The 22,197-nt window shown below is 44.4% G+C and carries 16 protein-coding genes and 1 tRNA gene; 12 read left to right on the forward strand and 5 right to left on the reverse strand.

Going from position 1 to position 22,197, the window contains the following annotated elements:
• Positions 1–249: 249 nt before the first annotated feature.
• Complete coding sequence (gene lptF / locus ACOJRU_RS13985) at positions 250–1,350, forward strand: LPS export ABC transporter permease LptF (protein WP_421132354.1); 1,101 nt, start codon at positions 250–252, stop codon at positions 1,348–1,350.
• Entirely contained in the window at positions 1,351–2,412 is a 1,062-nt protein-coding gene (gene lptG / locus ACOJRU_RS13990) for an LPS export ABC transporter permease LptG (protein WP_421132355.1), read from the forward strand.
• Between the two features lie 49 nt (positions 2,413–2,461).
• Here lptG and ACOJRU_RS13995 read toward each other — a convergent pair whose 3' ends face one another.
• Positions 2,462–2,905 carry an RDD family protein gene (locus tag ACOJRU_RS13995; RefSeq protein ID WP_421134776.1) on the reverse strand — a complete coding sequence of 148 codons (444 nt, stop codon included), beginning with the start codon at positions 2,903–2,905 and terminating at the stop codon, positions 2,462–2,464.
• A gap of 446 nt (positions 2,906–3,351) precedes the next feature.
• Here ACOJRU_RS13995 and ACOJRU_RS14000 point away from each other — a divergent pair, with 446 nt between their 5' ends.
• From ACOJRU_RS14000 to ACOJRU_RS14025, 6 genes are all read left to right on the forward strand, one after another.
• On the forward strand, positions 3,352–3,885 hold the full coding sequence (locus ACOJRU_RS14000; protein WP_421132356.1) for a sigma-70 family RNA polymerase sigma factor: 534 nt from the start codon (positions 3,352–3,354) through the stop codon (positions 3,883–3,885).
• Positions 3,882–4,586, forward strand: coding sequence for an anti-sigma factor (locus ACOJRU_RS14005; protein ID WP_421132357.1), 705 nt, complete (start codon positions 3,882–3,884; stop codon positions 4,584–4,586). Before ACOJRU_RS14000 ends, ACOJRU_RS14005 begins: the two co-directional genes overlap by 4 nt.
• Positions 4,587–4,692: 106 nt before the next feature.
• Positions 4,693–6,273, forward strand: coding sequence for a DUF4331 domain-containing protein (locus ACOJRU_RS14010; RefSeq protein WP_421132358.1), 1,581 nt, complete (start codon positions 4,693–4,695; stop codon positions 6,271–6,273).
• A gap of 11 nt (positions 6,274–6,284) precedes the next feature.
• On the forward strand, positions 6,285–6,794 hold the full coding sequence (locus ACOJRU_RS14015; RefSeq protein WP_421132359.1) for an Ig-like domain-containing protein: 510 nt from the start codon (positions 6,285–6,287) through the stop codon (positions 6,792–6,794).
• Between the two features lie 46 nt (positions 6,795–6,840).
• Complete coding sequence (locus ACOJRU_RS14020) at positions 6,841–7,923, forward strand: hypothetical protein (RefSeq protein WP_421132360.1); 1,083 nt, start codon at positions 6,841–6,843, stop codon at positions 7,921–7,923.
• 9 nt (positions 7,924–7,932) lie between these two features.
• Positions 7,933–9,027: a HupE/UreJ family protein gene (locus ACOJRU_RS14025; RefSeq protein ID WP_421132361.1), complete on the forward strand. Its 1,095-nt coding sequence runs from the start codon at positions 7,933–7,935 to the stop codon at positions 9,025–9,027.
• Positions 9,028–9,110: 83 nt separating this feature from the next.
• Here ACOJRU_RS14025 and ACOJRU_RS14030 read toward each other — a convergent pair whose 3' ends face one another.
• Complete coding sequence (locus ACOJRU_RS14030) at positions 9,111–11,129, reverse strand: ATP-binding protein (RefSeq protein WP_421132362.1); 2,019 nt, start codon at positions 11,127–11,129, stop codon at positions 9,111–9,113.
• 358 nt (positions 11,130–11,487) lie between these two features.
• Here ACOJRU_RS14030 and ACOJRU_RS14035 point away from each other — a divergent pair.
• Positions 11,488–11,574: transfer RNA gene (locus tag ACOJRU_RS14035), tRNA-Leu, on the forward strand.
• A 98-nt stretch (positions 11,575–11,672) separates the two neighbouring features.
• On the opposite strand, the gene zapE is transcribed toward ACOJRU_RS14035, so the two are convergent.
• Together zapE and ACOJRU_RS14045 are read right to left on the reverse strand one after the other, a co-directional pair.
• On the reverse strand, positions 11,673–13,133 hold the full coding sequence (zapE, locus tag ACOJRU_RS14040; protein WP_421132363.1) for a cell division protein ZapE: 1,461 nt from the start codon (positions 13,131–13,133) through the stop codon (positions 11,673–11,675).
• A 95-nt stretch (positions 13,134–13,228) separates the two neighbouring features.
• Positions 13,229–14,014, reverse strand: coding sequence for a hypothetical protein (locus ACOJRU_RS14045; RefSeq protein ID WP_421132364.1), 786 nt, complete (start codon positions 14,012–14,014; stop codon positions 13,229–13,231).
• Positions 14,015–14,129: 115 nt separating this feature from the next.
• Between ACOJRU_RS14045 and ACOJRU_RS14050 the strand changes: the two genes are divergently transcribed.
• Both ACOJRU_RS14050 and ACOJRU_RS14055 read left to right on the forward strand, forming a co-directional pair.
• Positions 14,130–14,999: a LysR family transcriptional regulator gene (locus ACOJRU_RS14050; RefSeq protein WP_421132365.1), complete on the forward strand. Its 870-nt coding sequence runs from the start codon at positions 14,130–14,132 to the stop codon at positions 14,997–14,999.
• A 165-nt stretch (positions 15,000–15,164) separates the two neighbouring features.
• Entirely contained in the window at positions 15,165–16,166 is a 1,002-nt protein-coding gene (locus tag ACOJRU_RS14055) for a branched-chain amino acid aminotransferase (RefSeq protein WP_421132366.1), read from the forward strand.
• Positions 16,167–16,300: 134 nt separating this feature from the next.
• On the opposite strand, the gene ACOJRU_RS14060 is transcribed toward ACOJRU_RS14055, so the two are convergent.
• Positions 16,301–17,317 carry a serine hydrolase domain-containing protein gene (locus ACOJRU_RS14060; RefSeq protein WP_421132367.1) on the reverse strand — a complete coding sequence of 339 codons (1,017 nt, stop codon included), beginning with the start codon at positions 17,315–17,317 and terminating at the stop codon, positions 16,301–16,303.
• A 231-nt stretch (positions 17,318–17,548) separates the two neighbouring features.
• Between ACOJRU_RS14060 and ACOJRU_RS14065 the strand changes: the two genes are divergently transcribed.
• A complete protein-coding gene (locus ACOJRU_RS14065; protein WP_421132368.1) occupies positions 17,549–22,111 on the forward strand; it encodes an EAL domain-containing protein in 4,563 nt (1,520 codons plus the stop codon).
• Positions 22,112–22,197: the final 86 nt, after the last annotated feature.

Below are 22,197 nucleotides of genomic sequence, written 5' to 3' on the forward strand. Positions count from 1 at the left end.
TTCGTCGTTTATGGTTCGCACGATGACTAAAATCACGTAACGTTTCGCGCTGCTTTATGTTTTAATACGCAGTATAACTTGTATGTTTACTGCAAAAAACGCGTTCATACCCTTGGTTTAGGGTGCTTTTAGCGTTGCGACATCATGCAAATATTTTTTATGATTGCAGGCAAAACTTATAAAAACGATAAGTTTACTCAAAATTGTGGTTTCTTTCACTATAAATCCTAATTTTCCGGAAGGACTTTGATGCTGATATTCCGCTATTTACTAAAGGAGACGCTGAAATCTCAGTTAGCGATCTTCTTTATCTTAATGGCTATTTTTGTCACTTTACGGTTTGTTCGCGTTCTTGGCGACGCATCAGACGGTGACATTCCCGCTGGTTTAGTACTTGGCTTCCTAGGACTGTATGCGCCAATACTGGCGTCACTCGTGCTACCTATCAGCGCCTACTTAGGCATTATGCTTGCCCATGGACGCCTCTATGTTGATAGTGAAATGACGGTCATGCGAGCATGTGGGATCAGCGAGTGGTACATCACCCGTGTAATGCTATTTTTGTCCCTTATTATCATGGTGTTCACTGGCGTCATAACGCTCTACTTTGCACCTTTAGCCGCTGATAGTGAGTACCAACTACGCGAGAAGGCAAGAAGTGAGGCGGGCTTATCTGCCATCATGCCTGGAAGGTTTCAACAAACCGGAAACGAAAAAGCGGTTATTTTTGTACACGATATCGATACTGATGACCAGTTACGCAGGGTCTTTCTTTCTCAAACTCAAGAGGATAAAGAAAACAGTAAACTGCGCGTAGTTTATGCACAGGCAGGCGATGTTGCTACGAACCCAGATGGTACCCGAAATCTCATATTAAGAGAGGGAGTGCAGTATGAAGGTGAACAATCTCAAAAGAGTTTTCGGAAAGTAGAGTTTGATGAATACCAAATTCAGATTGCCGATAAACCGCCAGAACAAAGCCGAAGAAAAGTGAGTTCTTTACCGACAGCAGAGCTGTGGGAAGACGACACCATCGAGGCAAATGTTGAGTTGCAGTGGCGGATTGCCATTCCCCTTTCAATTCCATTTTTGGTACTTATTGCGGTTCCGCTTAGTGCGGTAGACCCACGGCAGGGTCGCTTTGGCAAAATGTTTCCTGCCATTCTCTTATACCTTGGGTATTTTTTACTGTTATTAGCAAGCCGCAGGGTTCTTGAAGACGGAAAGATCCCGATTCAGCTGGGCTTGTGGTGGGTGCATGCCGTCATGCTTGTCATCGGCATTACGCTGATAGCAAGAGACCGTAAAACGGGCACGCAATTCCGCGCATGGATATTGGGGAAAAAATAAATGTTTAAGATCCTCGATTTATACATAGCGCGCACACTGCTTGGCACAATTACCGTCACGCTGTCGGTATTAATTGGTTTAAGCGCGTTAATAAAGTTTGTTGAACAGCTTCGAAAGATTGGCGAAGGCAATTACGATATGGTTATTGCATTCGTTTATGTCCTGCTCAGCCTCCCCCGTGATTTAGAGCAGTTTTTCCCCATGGCCACGTTACTAGGCGGTCTAATAGGAATGGGTGTGCTTGCCAGTAACAGTGAGCTTGTGGTTATGCAAGCTGCCGGCATGAGCCGTTGGAATATTATTACCTCGGCAATGAAGTCTGCGGTAGTAATGATTCTGTTGGTCATGGCTGTTGGCGAATGGGTGACGCCTTTTAGTGAATCAAAAGCTAAAGAAATTCGCACCGAAGCGATATCAGGAGGTAGCCTGTTCTCCTCTGACCAAATTGTGTGGGCAAAAGATGGAGAACACTTCGTTAGCATCGGAGAAGTCATCAATCAGAACGAGCTTCAAGACATTAATATTTTTAACTTTGACGATAGTTTAGCGTTGGAGAGTATTACCTACGCGGGTCGAGGTATATACGAAGACAACGGTTGGTGGCTTAACAACGTTGAAATAACGACGTTTACCGACACGCAAGTTGACATTGAACACGCTGATAAGCGTCGCTGGAACTCCACATTAACCCCCGACAAATTGGGCATTGTGGCTGTGAAACCAGAAGCTCTGTCTATTACTGGCCTCATTGATTACGTTAATTATCTAGAAAGTAACGACCAAGATCCATCTCGCTACGAGTTGGCCCTGTGGCGGAAGATACTGCAACCAGTGTCGGTCGGTGTCATGTTATTAATGGCGTTGTCGTTTATTTTTGGCCCGCTTCGAAGTGTGACCATGGGCGCACGAGTGATTATGGGCGTATTAACAGGCTTTGGCTTTTTTATTCTTAATGAAGTGTTTGGGCCGGTGAGTTTAGTTTACCAGCTCCCCCCTGTATTGGGCGCGTTATTGCCTAGCATGTTATTTGCAGCTATTGCAGCGGTTATGCTACGTAAATAGCCGCTATCACATCATAGCGGTGCTCGCCGCTATGATGCTGGCTTAACGATTACCACCGTTTGTGGTCGTTCGCTTCTTTCGTTAACCTAAGTACTTCGGTTTTCGCTAACCTATCTTGTAGCGATTGCTTGTTTTTAAAGTCGACTAATACAAGCAGCGTACCTAGCCCCCCTAACGAGCTAATCAATCGGATAAACAGCCGCGACCACGTCATAGGCTCATCAATGGTGCTATAAATTCTTAACCGCCATGCTCGCATCCCTAAGGTTTGCCCTCCACGACGCCAAAACCACAAAAAGAAGCCGACGACCCACATCCCCACCCACAATTGAATGACGAGTTTGTAGGTGAATGATGCTTGAATTAAATCAGCGGGGTCACTGTAGCCTTGCAAATCTAACCCACCGTTTTTTAACAGAACCATGAGCGTTACTATCATCACCATCGCTGCACACATCCCCACTGCGGTGGCTACCAGCGTGTCATAGATCATTGCTAACAAGCGCCTAAAAAAACTGGCGCGCTCACCGACCTCTTTATTGGCACTGCCCCCCGTGTGCTCTGCTGCAACGGCGTTTGCCTTCTGTTTATTTCTCTGCGAGCGGGTTTTCATTTTTGGCGTATTACTCACGAAACAACCTTACTTTACTGTTATGACGCTAGTGTGCCACAGCATGCTGTGTGCATAAATCATTAAACAGTGACAATCCGTTTAAATTTTTCGTCGTTGCTAAGCATGTTGATATTTTTTAACGAATACCGCGATATCTTGGCATCACATGCTATGGTAATCATTACGCAATGACATAATAACATTTAATCTGCATCCAATATGCAAGCTGCATCGTTTAGCTTTAAGAACACGCGGTATTAACAAGCAAGACCCTGTTGCTTTAACAATACGCTTATAAAAAATGGCCAGTACAGTAAGGAGCCATAATGGAACACGAGACCCTGTTTCCGTTGCTTTGTAAAACAGCAAACGGCGACAAAAATGCTTTTGCAGAGCTCTATCAGACAACCAGTTCACAGCTTTATGCGGTAGCGCTTAAGTTGCTAAAACGGCCTGACCTTGCTGATGAGGCGACGCAAGACGCGTATATCAAAATTTGGCACAACGCGGGCAACTACCAACGCAACAAAGGTACCGTTTTAACGTGGATGGTAAGCATTGTTCGTTATCGTGCGCTTGATTTGATGCGATACCATAATGTACGCAAAGAGGTAGAGCTAGGCGATGATGATGTTGGTACGACCGAAACGCTTGACACACAACCGTTAGGCGCCGAGCGGGCAAAGCTTGATGCCTGTTTAGATGAGCTAGAGGGGCCGCAACGACAGGCCATCCACCTAGCCTATATAAACGGGCTTTCTCATCAGGAAGTCGTAGGGTATTTGTCGTCGCCACTTGGTACCATCAAAAGCTGGATAAGACGCGGATTGCAAAGTCTTCAGAGGTGTTTATCGCTATGAATTATTTGAAAGAAGAACGATTAAATGCACTCGCCGCCGAATACGTCATTGGTACGCTACGTGGAAAGGCACGAGTTCGCTATCAAAAGTTAATGATGCAATACCAGGCCGTTAGCGATGCGACCGCACAATGGGAGCAATACCTCGCAGGATTTAATGATACGGTTCCCCCCGTTGAACCTCCACATGCAGTGTGGGAGGCGGTACAACGGCGACTTGGCCATATCGAGGATAACACAAGGCCATCGGCTCAAGTTCTTGAATTTGAACAAGCTAAGGGCGCGCGTTGGAAGGGAATGTCGATGCTGTCGACCGCAGCAGCCTTAGTGCTAGCAGTGTTACTCGTCATTATGCAGCCCTCCCCAATTGATGAAGTGTCACATATTGCTGTGGTAAACGACACCGATAACACTCCACTGTGGGTGATTGAAGTCTCATCAAGCACACTAGAAGTTAAGGCTACAACCGCTTTTAACGCAGCAAATAATAAAGATTATGAGTTGTGGATGGTACCGGCAAATGGGCAAGCACCTATATCACTTGGGCTACTCCCTGAACTTGGCGGCCTGGCAAAGCAAACCCCAGATATTCTGCTGGATAGCAGCATTGCTGCACTGGCGGTTAGTTTAGAAGAGCCAGGCGGTTCGAAAACAGGTGCACCAACAGAAGTACTTTATATCGCACCTCTGGTCTCGGTTTAATCGCGTAGCGTAGTGAATGTTTTCAAATAAAAAAGATCAAATATCTGCATCCAGTTGAAACTCTCGTACGTTTGGCTTTTTGAATCCACACAACAAGAGATAGACAATGACTTCAATTAAACGCACAGCGCTCTCAGTAACATGCGCACTACTCGCCGCTAATGCGGTAGCATCAAGCCATAGAGAAGCACCCAATATTACCCGCCACCCAGCTCTTGATAGCACAGACTTTTATGCTTTTAACAGCTATGAAGTTGGGCGTTCTGATTATGTAACTTTTATTGCTAACTATATTCCTTTGCAAGACGCCTACGGCGGTCCTAACTACTTCGCCATGGACCCTAGCGCAGATTACGCTATTCATATTGACAGCGACGGTGATGCGATTGAAGACATAAGCTTTGTGTTCAATTTCACTAATATGCTGGCGGCAGAAAATGAAGGCATTGCACTTTCAATAGGCGCCGAAGGCGAACAAAAAATGGTAAAAGTACCATTGAAAAACGTCGGGCCAATTAGTGCGGATGATCAAACGGCTGCAAATTTTTCAGAAATGTACAGCCTAACTATGATATCTGGCGATGTTAAAACAGGTACTCGCACTACGCTTATGCCTGCAAATGGCAACATGTTCAAAAAGCCGCTCGACTACATTGGTAATAAAACATTTACCAACGAAAGTGAATATGCACGCTATGCAGAAAGCTTTATTTATTCTTTTCAAATTCCTGGCTGTGAAGATATGGCTCGCGTGTTTGTAGGGCAACGCAAAGACCCATTTGTGGTAAACCTTGGAAAGACATTCGACCTTGTAAACTACGTACCAGTTGAAGGTGATAGTGCACCGGGTGCGGGCGATGGCGGTGGTTTCCCTGGCGGTATTACACAAAGCGACGGTAACGACGATTTGCTAGATAAAAACGTAACCTCGCTATCTATTGAAGTACCAGCAGCATGCGTAACAGGTGACGGTAACGGTGTGGTAGGCAGCTGGACAACGGCGAGCCTTCCGCAAGCAAGAATTTTAAACGCTGACGCAACGTTTGCAAAACCAGAAGTCAACGGTGGCGCAATGACGCAGGTGTCTCGCTTAGGCAGCCCCTTAGTGAATGAGCTTGTAATCGGCATTGGTGATAAAGACACGTTCTCTAGCGCGCACCCGAGTCAAGATGGCCAATTTGCAGATTATGTTACGCATCCTGCCCTTCCTGAACTATTGAATATTTTGTTCAAAGATGCAGTAAACGCCACATTAGGCACAAGTATCGAAACATTGGCGCCAACTAATTTCCCAAGAATGGACTTAGTTACCGCATTCCTTACTGGCTTTCCAGGCGTTAACCAGCAAGCGACAGTAACCGCGTCTGAGATGCTACGACTTAATACAGGCATTCCAGCGACACCAGCGGCGTTGCAGTCAGCATTTGGTGTAGCCGGCGACGATTTAGCAGGTTTCCCTAATGGGCGCAGACCTGGTGATGACGTAGTGGATATTGCGCTTCGCGTAGTGATGGGACGCTTGTGCTACCCCATTCCGGTGAATGGACAAGATACGGACTTAGGCTTGTGTGCACCTGAAGATGCTAGCGTGGGCAACGTACCATTTACAGACGGTGCTCCGCTTGACGCCAACAAAATTGATACGTCGTTCCCATACCTCAAAACACCTATTGCAGGCTCAAAATAAGGAGTCACATTATGACTAACTTACTTATTCGACGCGCAGTGGTTGTTGGGCTCGCGTTGTCTCTCACCGCATGTTTCGACAGCGATGACAACGACACCCCTATGGTGCCTGTCAACGTTGCCCCGGTAGCAGATGACGCGATGTATACGACGCAAGCAGACGTTGCTATTGAAGACACGGTAACTGCCTCTGATGCAGATGGAGACGCGTTAACCTTTGCGTTAGCTTCTGATGGAACACTCGGTGCAGCCACCGTCAATGCCGACGGCAGTTTTATCTACACGCCTAATGCACAGGTGACCGGTAGTGACACGTTTACGTTTACGGTGTCTGACGGAAACAATGCAGACGTAACCGGTGAAATAATGATCACCATAGAAGCGCAACAAGTGTCGTTTACCGGCTACACGCGCGATGCATTTAACCAAGCACCTACAGATGAACCTTTGCCTATTAACGGGCGTGCGTTCACTCAAGATGCCACTGATGCAAGTTTTGATGATTTATTAATAGATCAATAAACCTCAATCGTTTGGCCAAGGATGGCCTTTTTTATTTGGAGACAGCATGTCTTTGAGAATGACATCATTAGCCCTACTTGCGATCGCAAGTCTCGTTAATGCAATAAGCCAACCCGCATTGGCAGGTAAACTAACAGAGCGCACTGTTATCGCATCGTGGGAGCCCAGCGCTCGAGCGATTACTTCCATTCAAGACGCGCGCGAACTACTCAATGAAAGTCGGTACATCACGGCAACAGGTAATGAACAGAACACTGTTGAACAATTTATTCTTTCAATGAAGCAATCAAGCAACACGCTCAGTGCTTCACAAACTATCGAACTTGCGCTTCTCGAAGCAAGATTTCTTCAGGGTATTCATCAATTTGAAGCAGCCAAGCAGCGATTAAACAATATCGAAGCATTCCGCATTCCATCGGCCCAACTCTTGCTCGCCGATATCGCAATTCAACAAGGCGATGTGGCCAAGGCGAAAACCCATTGCCAACAGCTTGTCGGCCAAACCAGCTACATCGTGTCTTTTACATGCCTGCTAAATGCTGAATTTACGGCAAACCCAACGCAAAGTACGTACGAAAAATTAAAGCAGTTAAAACGTTTTGCCAAATCAATCCCTCAAAAAGAACAAGGATGGTTTCAAGAAACCTTAGCCGCTATGGCGCTGTCACTCGGCAACGCTGATGCATCGGTAAAACATTTATCAGCGCACCCCACCGATGCGCTGCCTATCAGTGCCTTAATTATTTGGGCAGATGCAAACATTGCCCTGTCACAATACGAGAATGTTATTACTGTATTTAGTCGTTTAGCACGTGAGAAAGACACACTGGATGATGCGGTGCTGTTGAGGTGGGCGCACGCACTAAAGCTACATGGCACTGAAGACAATGCCGTTAGTGATGCACTAGAGCAACGGATGAAAGTGCGCACCTGGCGAGAAGATAGCTCGCACGCGGGACAAGTTGCGCTTTACTACCTTGATATTATGCCAAACCCTCGTCTTGCGCTTAAGTTTGCTGAGATTAATTGGGCGCATGCCAAAACCCCCAGCGACAAGCGATTGCTAGAGCGAGCGCATCATGCGAATAATCAGTCACTGCATGCTAGCAATACCACCGATGCGCGATAGAGGAGCACCATGAAATCACTTTTATTTCTATTGCTAATCGCACTCTCGTTTTCCTCAAAAGCCCATGAGTTAAGCAATGGTTATCTAACGTTAAGCCAAACCAATGACACAACCCTATCGGGGGAATTGTTATTGAAGCCAAAAGAATTGGCGCTAACAACGAGAATAGATAGCAATGACAATGGACAATTGACATGGGGAGAAGTAACACAAGCACAACCGGCTGTGTCGCAATACTTGATGAATGCGTTAACGTTTTCACGGGGTGAAAAGGCCTGCTCGATGATGTTATCCTCGCCATCAATGCGCGATGTTTCAGCAGAGTCTTTACTGGTCTACCCTCTAACGGTGACATGCGAAAACACCGGCGCGTTATTAATACACTACGACGGTATCTTTAGTCATTTTCCATCACATAAGTTGCTATTAACGGTATCGTTGCTAGAAACAAGTTCAACGAAAGTATTGACTAAAAACGACAAAACCATGCTGGTGTCGATAGACACCCCCTCTTTGGTTTCATTGTTTTTCAACCTTCTATACGAAGGGGTATGGCACATTTTTATTGGCATTGACCACATCCTCTTTCTTGTTGCCACCTTGCTTACGGTAAACCTTCACCGCGATGGCAAAGCATGGGCTAAACAACAAAGCGTGCGCACCATTATAAAAAACACCGTGATATTGGTCAGCGCGTTTACACTTGCCCATTCAATAACACTGACTGCCACAGCGCTTGGTGCAATAACACTTAGCAGCAGAATAGTGGAATTAGGAATTGCTATTTCGGTACTGCTTACTGCTATCAACAACATTTACCCTGTAATTTTAAGGCTGGGTATTGTGACATTTGGGTTTGGCCTGCTACACGGAATGGGGTTCGCGAGTGTTTTTGCCGATTTAAATGCGCAAGCAAACAACCTAGTGCTAAGCGTTGCAGCGTTTAATATTGGCGTTGAACTGGGTCAATTAGCCATTGTTGCCGGGTTACTTCCGCTGTTAGTACTGTTACGCAATTGGAAAACCTATAGCATAACCATTATGCCGTTTGCCTCATCGGTTATTGCTATTATTGCGTTAAACTGGACGATACAGCGTTGGTAGTAGTGTGCGTGTGGTGTTCGTTCATTTGAATACATAACAAACGGCGCATCCTTTAAGCACTTAACCAGCCTGTGAAGCAAGAGCTAAACGTCGATAAGCGCATGGTGAAGCAGCTTATACAAATTTGCTATCACTATGGGTTTTGCTAAATGGTTTGTAAAACCCAACTGAGCGTAATGCTCGATATCGGTGCTCATTACATTTGCAGTCAGTGCGATAACGGGAACATTCTGATTTACTTTTCTTATTTCAGCAAATGCCTGAATTCCATCCATTTCAGGCATTTGTATATCCATTAGGACTAAATCTGGCATCTCTTTTGAAAACTGCTGAAGGGCTTCATTCCCATTTTTAGCAAAATGTAAATCAGCATAAGTTGGTGCAAGCATCGACTCAATAACAAACATATTGATGTCGTTGTCTTCGGCAATAAGAATTCTCTTACCTGATAGATTAGGAACATATTCAGTTTTCGGGGCGATACCTTTCGTTTTTAGCGTTTCCTTTTCAAGGGGAAGCGTTACCGCAATGCGTGTGCCTTGATTTGGAGCACTATCAATTACAATTTTTCCTCCCATCATTTGAATGAGACTGACCGTAATGGACATCCCTAAGCCTGTACCGCCAAATTTACGTGTTGTTGATGAATCAGCCTGTTCGAACCGCTCAAAGATTCGAGCTTGCGCCTCTTTAGACATGCCAATACCCGTGTCTTTAACGGTAAAAGTCAACGCACTAGGAGAGTAGGAATTATCGTTCGCTAACGTGATATTTACTTCTCCACGTTGGGTGAACTTAACCGCATTGGCGCAAAGATTAAGAAGAATTTGCCGCACTCTTACCACGTCGCCTCTCCAGCCATCGATGAAATCGTTGCTTGAGTTGGCGGTTAAAGGTATGTGCTTTTCGGATGCTTCTAGGCTTAATTCAGAATGCACATATTCCATTACGTCACACATTGAAAAAGGTTGATGCTCTAATACCAGTTGGTTGGCTTCTATTTTCGAATAATCCAAAATATCATTAAGTATTGTCAGCAGGCTGGTTGCAGAATCGTTCGCCTTTGATACAAGTCGCTTTGATTCACTATCTAATGTAGAACGTTCGAGCAATTGCAACGTACCGAGTACGCCATTCATGGGTGTCCTGATTTCGTGACTCATATTAGCCAGAAATTCACTTTTAGCTTTCGTCGCCTGCTCTGCCTTTTCCTTAGCGTCTTGTAACTTTTCAGATGCTTCTTCGCTGTCTGTAATATCTTGGAAAGTACCGAATAATCTAACGCACTCATATTCGAAAAACTCCGCCTCGCCTTTAGTAACAACCCACCGGCGACGCCCCTTCATCGTTGTTATTTGTGCTTTAAGATCCCACGGTTTACCCTGCTCAATAGCCACCCCTATCGCGCATGTCAACTCGTCTAGCGCTTTACCTGGTACATAAAAATCAATCGCTGACTCAAAAGTGGGTTTATAGCCATCAGGCGCATCGTGAATGTGTCGAGTCTGATCACTCCATTGCACATGATTAGTTTTTATATCGAAAGACCAAGAGCCTACTTTTGACACTTTTTCTAACTTTTCAAGTGTAGAAGCTTTCGACTTTAACTTATCAAGTACCTCTTTTCTGGCTATCTCAGAGCCTAACCACTGAGCAAATAGCTCTATATATTCGTAATGCTCTATATCGAATTCTTTAGTAGGTTTTGATGATGAAAACCTTATCGTTCCAAATACATTACCATTTACAATGACAGGTGCTGCGAGGTACGCCTCAATCTTACGCAGCTTATAACACTTGTGATTGGCAAGTTCTGAAGCACCTACGTGATGAAACCCTACCACTTCATTCTTATTAACTGTGTACTCACAATACGTAAGCGTTAAATCAAGGGTATTGTTTACTTTAAAACCTGCAATATTGCTGGCAGCGTTTAATATTTTACATTCATTCCCAACGATTCTATTAAACATGCCAACGTCTAACTGAAATAACGAAAGACCAAAGCCCAGTAGTTCATCCACTTTTTTATCGAAATCTGACGACTGATTAGAGACGATATTGTGAAAGCGTCGCAGTGGAGTCATTTCTTCTGTCTTCATATCTAATTTTTACTACCGTGCAATACAACGTAAATAGAGGTTTTATACGCCCCTGCGGTCCAGCCAGTGATTTGAGCGCGCTAAGGATGCCAACAACTATATTTAAGCATCAACACTACTATAGTTTAGAAATGCTGAACGCAACATCTACCTACGTACTTTCTATTCACAACAAGTGGGGATAACATGGATAACGATAGTTAAACGATTTCACGACACAACCTTCATTAAGTCGCAAGCTCATTTGCATTCAATGTACAAACTTTCAACACTTGAAGGTAATTTACGAAAAAAGTGTTGTATGCGCGCGCTGCATCGCTATAATGCATTGCACTGGCGCGTAGCCAGTTAATTTGATGCCAGAGTGATGAAATTGGTAGACATGACGGATTCAAAATCCGTTGCTAGAAATAGCGTGCCGGTTCAAGTCCGGCCTCTGGTACCAACTCTTTTTTAGTTCATAGAAAAGAGAAACAATAAACCGACGTAAGTCGGTTTTTTTGTGTCTGAAGTGTGAGCAAACGGCACGGTAGAGACCTTTCGTTATTGTCGTCCCCATTCCTTTCCACCCATTTCTACCAACCGAGACGCGGCGCGTCGAAAGGAAAAGGCGAGATCATTGGCGGACGATAATTGTGCCAGTGATACACCAATTAGACCCGTTGCCGACCACTCCACATGTTCCCCCTCTTTATTGCGGATCATGGTCGTCGCAAAGGAACTTGAGTTTCCCCCCTTCTCACTGACAAACAATTCTTCATCTCCGTCACTGCTTTCGACTTGCGCTTCAAAATCGACAAACAACTCGTCGAGCGGGACTTGTGCCGCCAGCACCAAGCGGGTGCGAGATTCATAACACGCATCAATGAGGGTCACGAATCGCCGCGCTTCGTTAAGGTGGTTGGCGTCTAGTTGGGGGACGCTGTCCATGATGAGGACCGGAAATCGATTACAGAGAGAAATGTAATCGGCCGCCCCGAGCGGTTGGTAGCACAACTCGGCAAAGTCAAACCAGGCGCACCGATCATTTAGTCGGGCGACCTGGACGGTGCGACCGAAGTGGACCTGAATGTCCTCGGCCTCAGTTATGGATGCAGTGCCACCAAATATTTCTTCCAACTGCGCCTGTATGTCGTTATCAGCATTATTATCGCCATGAGCACCCTTGTTTGACCAAAAATAGGATTGACCATCCGCTCGAGTTTCGAGTCGATAATCCTTGGGGGAATCCTCCATGGAAATAATGTCGAACGTATGTTTTAACATGTCTATGAATGGCAAAAAGAGGGATCGGTTAATGCCTCTCTCATACAGGGCATCGGGAGAGCGATTAGAGGTGGCCACCACCACGACATTACAATCCAATAAGAATAAAAACAGTCGTTTCAAAATCATGGCATCGGCAACGTCTGTCACTTGAAATTCATCGAAACAGAGGAGTTGGGCTTCTTGTGCCAATTGTTGCGCAATGATGGGAATAGCATCACTTCGTGGGTGCTTCTGTTTGTAGACAAAGATTCGATGATGGACATCTAGCATGAATTCATGAAAGTGGACGCGGCGCTTGGTAATTTTTGCGCGTTTGTGGGTGTGGCTGTCATCATTACAGCAAAAATCATCATCTGGAACATTGACCGACGCGTAAAAGAGATCCATTAAAAAGCTCTTGCCGACCCCGACCGGTCCATGAATGTACATGCCTCGCGGTGGTGGACCAAAAGACCAAAAATGGAACTTCTTTCGAAAAAAGGACTGGGCGGATACCAGGGGTCGCGCCAGTAACCGTGGACCGCTGCTTGTACAGCTGCTGTTTGTCGGATCGTCGGTGCGCACAGGTACTGGTGGGAGCGAAGCAAGAGACTGGTGCAAGGCATCGAATTTTGCTGCCAGAGCGACTTGCGCGTCATCTTGTCGCACCTCCCCCGCGTCCACCTTGAGTTCATAAGCCGCAGTCACGGGGCCCGTCGAGAGGCACCGCCGAGCGACGCGATGTTGTTCTATCATCGTTTTATCACCGTCTTCATCATGGAGCTGATGAAATTATCAACATGATGGATGATACGTTAGAATTCTGCATAGGTATCATATGCCTGCCAGCTTCATTCAGGTAGTAGGGGTGCTAGGCGGTGAAATTCAATTTTTTCAAGCCCCGAATCCCGCAGGCCGGTAAAACGCTTGTAGTCTTCTTGTTGCTGCAACGTAGCAAAACCATTTTTAGTATTCCACTCGACAAAGGTTATCTGATTTGGAGCCTCAGCGCTTGCATCGTGCGACTCCATCGTTGGATGTTTAATTTTTAACATAAAGCGCCCTCCTACACGGTTCAACGCTGGCTCTATACCTGCTAAGTAACTGGTGTAATCATTAGGGCGTTGCGGATTGCTCCATGCAAATACAACGGTATAGAATTTATCTTCACGAAATGACAAGCTCAAAGGCGCGTTAATTTCTGCATTAAATAATTTCAACTCATCCCACGCTTCGATTCGCAATGTTTTTAATGTTGGCCATTCCGGTAGGCTTGCAAACTCATCGAAAGCATTGAGCGAGGGCCAAGAACCAATAACATAGGCACCCGGGCTAAAATCGCCCACTATTGTTTCTGTTACCACTAACTGCCCGTGGTTTTTAAATCCATATTGTTGTGCAAGCGGAATAGCTTTTTGGTAATACTGGTTACGTAGTTTTATTCCCTCGTCATTGTTTTTTGAAATCTCAGTGATCGGGGCGATTAACTGAAGCATTTGGCTTGGTTCAAAATGCACCGTTAACGTTTTAACTTCATCCTGTTCATAATGGCTGCCGTCGCTAGCTACCGCACTATCATCTGTATATGTCAGGCTTGTTATCACGCAAGCAAGAATTGCAACATCCTTTAAATTCATGAGCTATATCCTAAATTATTAGCATTAACGAAAAATAAAATGAGCCACTAGTGTAGTGATTGCTTAATTTTTAACGAGGCTTGTTTTTTATTTTGGTTGGTGCATTATCGTTCCAATGGAAGATTGGAACGACTACTTACTGATACTGGCCTTACACCGAGCTAAAACGTTGCGCGGAGCAAGCCTAATGCTTGGAACAACACATACAACCGTAGCAAGGCGGTTAGAGCTGTTGCATAAAAGAAGACAAGGTATTGTCTTTGAGAAATGCGCTTCTGGCTATCGGCCGACACCACTGGGTCAGCAGCTCATCAATGTAGCTCAAAGGATAGAACAAGTTGTCGTTACCACGGATAGAATTGATAGGGTAAAAGGTGACACCCTTGCAGGCCCGATTACATTATCGCTTGCAGAAGCAATGGCGCAATACCTTCTACTTGAGCCGTTAGCTGAATTTGCCAAGCGCTACCCTGAAATATCGTTAAATATTAATTGCTCGACAAAAATAGTTAATTTAGACAAATCTGAAGCCGATATCGCCATCCGCGCCGTGAATACATTACCCGATCACCTTGTCGGCCGACGCCTTTTTGCTTATTCGTTGTCTTATTATTCACAACACGCCTATTTCTCAGACACCCCGCCTGAAAAACGCAGATGGATTGCGCCTAGTACGCAGGAGGTTTGGTCTGAGTGGTTAGCTGACTCCCCCTTTCCTGAAGCGCCAATCGGGTTAACCATTAGTGATATCGTCACGCGCTTTAAGGCACTAGAGGCTGGACATGGTATGTCCAGAGCGGCGTGCTTTATGGCTGAAAACCATCCTAGCTTGATACGTTTGCCCGGCGCAAAAGTATTGAAACAACCAGATATATGGGTACTCACGCATCCTGAACTTAGAGAGTCCCCCCGAATCAAGTTATTAATGCAGTATTTGGTAGACGTTTTACAATCAAAAAAAGCATTACTCACTGGCACGAAATAACACCACGCTGCGGAACATTTTTCGTTAGATATTGGCGACTCACGCGGTATGTAAAGAAAAAGCAATGTTTAGGTTATGTCTTCTTTTCGTTTTGTTTTAGCAAACAGGACAATTTTTGATAAACTCACCTCAGTATTTTTGAGAACACATTAACAGGAAACCCCAATGGCCGTATTCGGTACCGTATTCATGCCTGAAATGGCGCTTACCCGTTTTGAGAACGACGCATGGTCTGAAACAGAGTTTGTCAATTCAGACGCCATACAAATGCACCCTGGCGCGCATGTTCTTCATTACTCAAGCACCTGTTTTGAAGGGCTTAAGGCATTTAAGCACGAAGATGGCAGTATCAACATTTTTCGTATGGATAAAAACATCGAACGCTTTGCTCAAAGTAGCCGTCTACTGAACTTGCCTGAAATAGATAAAGCGCAAGTAGAAGCAATGATTATCGACGTGGTATCGAAGTACAGCTCAGAAGTACCTGAGCCTCCAGGCTCAATGTATATTCGCCCAACGCATGTAGGTACTGAAGCCTCTATAGGAAAAGCAGCCGCTCCTTCAGCCACTTCAATGCTATACGTGCTTTTATCACCGGTAGGTGATTATTTTGCCGGAGGCCTAAAGCCGCTACGCCTGTTGCTAGATGAAACAGGTATGCGCTGTGCGCCGCACATGGGTATGGTGAAAAGTGGTGGTAACTACGCTAGCGCATTGCCTCCTATTCTAAAAGCCAGAGAAGAAGTGCAAGCCGACCAAATTCTATTTTGTCCAAACGGTGACGTACAGGAAACCGGCGCTGCAAATTTCTTACTAATTGATGGCAACGAAATCATCACTAAGGGATTAGATTCAAGCTTCTTGCACGGCGTTACTCGCGCAACGGTGTTACAACTTGCGAAAGACCACGGTATGACGGTAAGTGAAAGAGAGCTTACCGTAAGCGAATTACTAGAGCGCGCAGCCAAGCCTGGCGCAGAGGCAGCGCTGTCGGGTACAGCAGCAGTGCTTACGCCGGTTGGTACACTCATTCATAACAATAAAGAATATCAGGTAGGTAACGGAGAAGCAGGCCCGATAACAATGAAGCTACGCCAAGCCTTGAACGATATTCAGTGGGGCAAAGCTGAAGACACGCACAATTGGCTAGTTAAAATTAAGCCTTAATAGCAGTCCGCGGGTGTGTCTTTATGAATAAAAGGTGCACTTACTAAGCCTCGATTCACTCGCATTTTATTGGCAGTACATATCGTTTAGCGATGGTACTGCCTGTTGCTTTTTAGATGTAGCCAATGGCGTACCTACTTAGCGCGCAAAATATGCATCACACGGTCGTACAGGATATTGGTAAGCATAACAATGTCATTCCCCGTCGTGCTTACAAATTGAATGACAACCATGTCTTCTTGCTCGTGATATCGAGCAATACTTTGATAGCCTAATACCCAACCAGTATGGTCATATTCATACAGCGACGTATAAATTTGCTTTTCCTTATCACTAAAAAAGGTGCCTTCGTTTAAGGCTCTTAAGAAAATAGATACGTCCTTTGCTGTCGATAAATACCCGTGATCCAAATGACGTAAATCGTCTTCGTACCCAACGTGGTAGCCACTAATAACCCTTTCTTTGCTAACGTCATTGATAGAAAAGAAGGTATGTGAAAGCCCCAATGGCGCTAACAACGTTTGCTGTATATATTCCCCATGCGGCGCCCCGGTTACCTCAGTAATAATCTTCTGTATTAACAAATAATTACTGTTGGAATAGGCATAATCGGTATTGGGTTTAAAATCTGCTGGCTGATCTAACACCAAATCCATAATATCTACATCTAATTCACCCCAGTGATAGCGCGCATGGTCGGTATAATTAGGGATGCCGCTGCGATGCTGAATAAGCATACGTATGGTAATAGCATCAGCATGTTCGATACGCGCTGAAATCAAAGGAAGATAGTCTGACAAATAACCGTCCAATGCGACCTTACCCTCACCGACAAGTTTGGTGATAGCAGCGGCATCGTAGAGTTTTGCAATGCTTGCAATTTTAAACAACGCATCCGGGCGAATAGGCGTTTGATTAACACGATTATCCAGGCCACTGCTGTAATAAGCTGGTTCTTCGCCTTTTTTGTCGACATAAACAATAACACCGTCGACACCTTGTTCAACAAATAAGTCGACCTCTTGCTGCAATGTATGCGAAAGAGGCCGCAAATAATACAAGCCCGCCTCCCACGGCGCAAAAAAATAAATGCTTGAGAGCGTCACTATTCCCGCCAATAGCCTCAGTAGATTCGTCACATTTTTTTTCATAAGTCTCAGCGCTCAAATATTTACCATTAAGTCTACATTACTTTCGTTAGCGCGGCAGATATACTGTTCGGCAGTAACTCTGATAGATAGAGCGCTGCGTTTAGTGAGCTGTGAAAGTTATCATTTTTGTTAAAAGCAACGACCACTATGCTCTGACTATATGGCGGCGGCAAAAACAGCTACCATTATAATGTACCCTACTGAGACACTTTTCCGTGATAAACGTTAAAAATGAAAAATAACAATACGATTATTGCCCTTTTATTATTTGTCTGCTTATTAAGCTTTTACATTAATGCGCAGCCCTTAGTTAAAGCACCTCGGTTTGGTCAGTTGTCAACCGAGAATGGTTTATCTCAAGATTTTATCAATGATGTGTTACTTGATAACGATGGGTTCCTATGGATTGCCACTGGGACAGGGTTGAATCGTTACGACGGTTATTTTAACAAGCGCTATGTCGGCCTTTCCAATGAATTTGCAGACGATGGAATTTACTCCTTATTTCAGGACCAAAATAACGATCTGTGGGTGAGTACCTATAGTAGCGGGGTCTACAGAGTTGACGGGGAAACAGGGGAAAGTAAGCGGGAACTAGCGATAAAGTATAAAAATCAGCCCGCGTGGTATCAATATGTATCCCACTTCATTTCTGGTCCTGGCAACATCGTCTACATAGCTTTCGACCATATGATCGTTGAGTTTAATCTCGACACTGGAACGTGGAAAAGCATATTTGATTTACAACTACCAAAGTTAGGACTCTCTGAAGACACGATTATTCGTAATATAAAACTGCAGGGCGATGTGCTATTCATCGCTACTTCGCAAGGTTTATATACCTACCACTTTCCGACTCAGGCAACTAAAGCTATACAATATGTTGCTGATACTGAAACCAATAAAGATAAATTGAATGCAAAATTAATTATCACCGATTCCGCAGGGCAGCTATGGCTGGGCACTGTTGAAGGGCTTTTTAAATTTAGTATTGATGACGTAGTTACCTATGCGAGCACAGATAGCACAATGTTGCCTCAAGCCACTCAGGTAATACCTTCGTTAAACATATGGGCCATGCTCAGTTATAGCGGTAACGAGTATTATTTAGCTACCAACGATGGGCTTTATCTTTTCGATGTTTCCACCGAGAAAATAAACCATTTATTTAAACCATCAGATTCAAACCTGTTAATTACAGACAATAACATAACCGATATTATCGCCACCCCAACCGGGCAACTGTGGCTTTCAACGAATTCGTCGGGTGTATTATTGTGGAACCCGAAGTCTGTCGCGTTCACAAATATCTTTGCTGATAAAATTTCACCTGAGCAACTAAGCGAAAATACGGTTAACGATTTACATGTTCAAGATGAGCAAAATCTGTGGGTCGGTACTAACAATGGATTAAATCTGTACAACCTGAAATCGGGCAAGATAGAACAATTTTTAGTCACTGATGACCGAAAAGCTGTTGCTTCATCAAGCTCAGTTTTTATTATTAGAGAAGGCGAAGATGACTGGGTATGGTTAGTCACCTACGAAGGGCTCGTCAAATTCGATTTGAAGCAAAAAAAAGCCATACCACTACCGTTAAGTTCGCAATCCAATAGCGTGTTAGGTAGTGATAAAGCATATGATATTCTTCGGCTATTCGATAATAATTACCTTGTGGCCGCAGAGGACGGATTTTACCGGCTAGACAATGCGCGAAATATTTTGCTGCAAGATGAGACGTTATCGTCCTCGCTGAACCCAGAACAGTTCTACACGTTTCTTCCCGATTACTCGTCAAGTCAAGAAAGTGTTTTAATCTCTATGACGGGAGCATTGTGGCGTTACTCCTTCAACACACGGTCACTCACCAAAATTCACGAAGCACGAAACGTTCAAGGCGAGTATGTTATTCAGCCTACTGATGCCGTGATAGACGATCATGGAATACTTTGGATAAGCTATCCCGGCCACGGGCTTTACGGAATCGACGAAAATACGTACGAGCAACAGTATTTTTTTGACTCGTCAAATTTACTTCCTACCAATATTATTTTCAGTTTAATTAAAGACAAGGATGACAACCTCTGGATGGCCAGTCACATGGGGCTGCTGAAACTAAACGCTTCCACACTGGCCTTAACGCAATACACCACAAAAGAGGGGTTGATCACTAACGAATTTTCCTGGGGGGCACGAAAAAAGCTAATAAACGATAATCTGGTGTTTGGTTCTCAGAAAGGGTTTACGCTTTTTGATCCTCGCGACTTCACGAATGATGCAGACAACTCAACAACAGTGCTTATCACCGATGCTCGGTTAATATCACGCGAAATACCACTTGGTATAGGTCGCAAAAATGACAAAGATATTGCGCTTCAGTACGACGATATTGGCCTCACGATCAATTACTCAGACATGCGGTACGACCCTACAAACTCGGGTTATTTTAAATACACATTAGCGGGCAGCGTCGATATCGATTACCCCCCTAGTAAACTGACAGAAGTGACGTTTCCTCGGCTTGAACCCGGTCAGTATACCTTTAGCGTGAGCATGTTTGACAAAGCCACCAATACGGCGGGCCCAAGTTCAGTATTGCGTATATCGGTTGCCTACCCACCTTTTGCATCACCATTTGCCTATACGGTTTACGTGCTATTGGCCATTGCGCTTATTGCGGTCATCTTTAAACGCCGAAAATCACATCGAAATAGGCTCAAAGCAGCGCATCTAGACGTGTTAAAAAATAAGAACCGCCTCTCTATGGCCCTTACTGCCAGTAACACAAAGGTATGGGACTGGCGCGAAGAAACTAACCTTATTACGCAAGACAGAATAGAGAGTGAGTTAGGCTACCCTACCCCATCAGATAAACTCACGTTTGAAGAACACTGCCAACTTATCCACAAGCATGATCTTCATGCTTTTGAAATGCTATGGCAAGGTGTGCTGTTAGGGGAAATAAAACATATTGATATCACCTACAGGCTGAAAGCACAAAACGGTCAGTTTGAATGGTACCGCGACGTTGGCGCGTTAGTTTCCGACGATACCGGTAACGAAGGAAAACGCCTAACGGGTACCTATTCCAACATTACAGAATCAATCGATACACAAACGAAAGCCCAGTTGTTTGGAGAAGCGTTTGAACACACTAGAGATTGGGTTGTCATTTTCGATAATCAATTAAAGCCCATTATTGCAAACCAATCTGTAAAAGAGGCGCTACATATATCCGCTAATAAGGATATTTCAGAGCAACTTAGTAAGGTCTTTTTCCAACAAAAAGCCACATTAAAAGTGCTGTTAAATAAAATGCGTGATCTTCCCCCTAACGGCCACTGGAATGGCGAGGCTGAGATTGAAAGCTTGATGGGTAGGAAATATGTTGTCAATGCTGGCGTGACCGCTGTTTGCAGCGCAAATGATAGCAATGAAATCAGCCGGTACTTAGTTATCTTCTCTGATATAACACAGCAGAAAGATGCACAAGCAGCCCTGGTTCAGCTTGCTAATTACGATAGTCTAACCGGTTTACCAAATCGCTCCCTATTACTTGACCGAATTCAACACGCTTTTGACCAGGCACTAATTGATAAAACATCTTTGTGTTTATTTTTTATCGACCTAGATCGGTTTAAACAAATTAATGACAGCTTAGGACATGATGCAGGCGATATATTATTAAAAGTAATAGGCAAACGATTAGAAAAGATATTGCGTCAATCAGATACCGTCGCACGCCTGGGCGGCGATGAGTTTGTAGTAATGATTGAAAAGGTAGAGGCTGAAGAAGATATTAACCGACTAGCTAGCAAAATGATTAGAGAGTTAGCGAAGAGCGTCTCATTGGCCAATCAAATCGTGAGTGTCTCTGCTAGCATAGGCATTTCACTGTACCCCGAGGACGCAAGCACTCCAGCCGAATTGCTAAAAAATGCTGATATTGCAATGTATTATGCCAAGGAGCTAGGCAGTAATAACTTCCAATACTTTACGAAGCATATGAATGAAAAAGCGCAAACGCGCTTACAACTAGAAAATGCTATAAAACAAGCGTATCTCAACGATCTCTTTACTGGTTTTTACCAGCCCGTCGTACATGCAAAAGACGGCGCGATTAGCGGCTTTGAATTACTGATGAGATGGCCAAATGAAAACGGAATGACGCCGCCAGATGTGTTTATTCCTGTTGCAGAAAGCATTGGCTTCATCGAAGATATGACCATTCAAGTTCTTGAAAAAGCGATACCTCTTTTAAGTGGGGCGCGATGGCAACAACATGCACTTTACCTATCAATTAACCTTAGTGCTTTGCATATTTCAAAGCCCGCAAAGATTGATGAAATTATTGCCCTATTGAAACGGCACAATATTTCAACAAACGCAATAAGGTTTGAAATTACCGAAAGTTCATTGATGTCCAACTACGAAGAAGCAATGAAGGCTGTCTCGATAATTAAAAAACATGGCTTTATTATCGCCTTAGACGATTTTGGTACGGGGTACTCATCGTTGAGGTATTTGAAAGATTTTCCTATCGACGTGCTTAAAATAGACAAAAGCTTTGTAGACGACGTCGGTACTAACCAAGGTAACGAAGGGATTGTATTAGCCATACTTAGAATGGCAGAGAGCTTGAAAATAGCATGTATTGCAGAGGGGATTGAAACGCAGCAACAGGTAGATTTCTTTAACGCTCATGGGTGCAAGTATTTACAGGGCTTCTTCTATTCGAAGCCGGTCGATGCGGACAGCCTAACTACCATGCTGAGTCATTCACCAAAACTTTAAACGCAGATTTGTTTCTTTTTTCAGACTCGCATGCCGCCCAAACAAAGAAAAATGAGTGTTAATCTATATCACTGCCAAAACAGGGT

This window comes from Alteromonas algae, assembly GCF_049117195.1.
GTDB lineage: Bacteria > Pseudomonadota > Gammaproteobacteria > Enterobacterales > Alteromonadaceae > Alteromonas.

What these genes read in the sequence shown, in the direction of transcription:
- lptF (WP_421132354.1), top strand. Translation starts at nt 250, where the DNA reads ATGCTGATATTCCGCTATTTACTAAAGGAGACGCTGAAATCTCAGTTA.
- ACOJRU_RS14050 (WP_421132365.1), top strand. Translation starts at nt 14,130, where the DNA reads ATGGAAGATTGGAACGACTACTTACTGATACTGGCCTTACACCGAGCT.
- ACOJRU_RS14045 (WP_421132364.1), bottom strand. Translation starts at nt 14,014, where the DNA reads ATGAATTTAAAGGATGTTGCAATTCTTGCTTGCGTGATAACAAGCCTG.
- ACOJRU_RS14000 (WP_421132356.1), top strand. Translation starts at nt 3,352, where the DNA reads ATGGAACACGAGACCCTGTTTCCGTTGCTTTGTAAAACAGCAAACGGC.
- ACOJRU_RS14065 (WP_421132368.1), top strand. Translation starts at nt 17,549, where the DNA reads ATGAAAAATAACAATACGATTATTGCCCTTTTATTATTTGTCTGCTTA.
- zapE (WP_421132363.1), bottom strand. Translation starts at nt 13,133, where the DNA reads ATGATAGAACAACATCGCGTCGCTCGGCGGTGCCTCTCGACGGGCCCC.
- ACOJRU_RS14015 (WP_421132359.1), top strand. Translation starts at nt 6,285, where the DNA reads ATGACTAACTTACTTATTCGACGCGCAGTGGTTGTTGGGCTCGCGTTG.
- ACOJRU_RS13995 (WP_421134776.1), bottom strand. Translation starts at nt 2,905, where the DNA reads ATGATCTATGACACGCTGGTAGCCACCGCAGTGGGGATGTGTGCAGCG.
- ACOJRU_RS14005 (WP_421132357.1), top strand. Translation starts at nt 3,882, where the DNA reads ATGAATTATTTGAAAGAAGAACGATTAAATGCACTCGCCGCCGAATAC.
- ACOJRU_RS14010 (WP_421132358.1), top strand. Translation starts at nt 4,693, where the DNA reads ATGACTTCAATTAAACGCACAGCGCTCTCAGTAACATGCGCACTACTC.
- ACOJRU_RS14030 (WP_421132362.1), bottom strand. Translation starts at nt 11,129, where the DNA reads ATGAAGACAGAAGAAATGACTCCACTGCGACGCTTTCACAATATCGTC.
- ACOJRU_RS14060 (WP_421132367.1), bottom strand. Translation starts at nt 17,317, where the DNA reads ATGAAAAAAAATGTGACGAATCTACTGAGGCTATTGGCGGGAATAGTG.
- ACOJRU_RS14025 (WP_421132361.1), top strand. Translation starts at nt 7,933, where the DNA reads ATGAAATCACTTTTATTTCTATTGCTAATCGCACTCTCGTTTTCCTCA.
- ACOJRU_RS14055 (WP_421132366.1), top strand. Translation starts at nt 15,165, where the DNA reads ATGGCCGTATTCGGTACCGTATTCATGCCTGAAATGGCGCTTACCCGT.
- ACOJRU_RS14020 (WP_421132360.1), top strand. Translation starts at nt 6,841, where the DNA reads ATGTCTTTGAGAATGACATCATTAGCCCTACTTGCGATCGCAAGTCTC.
- lptG (WP_421132355.1), top strand. Translation starts at nt 1,351, where the DNA reads ATGTTTAAGATCCTCGATTTATACATAGCGCGCACACTGCTTGGCACA.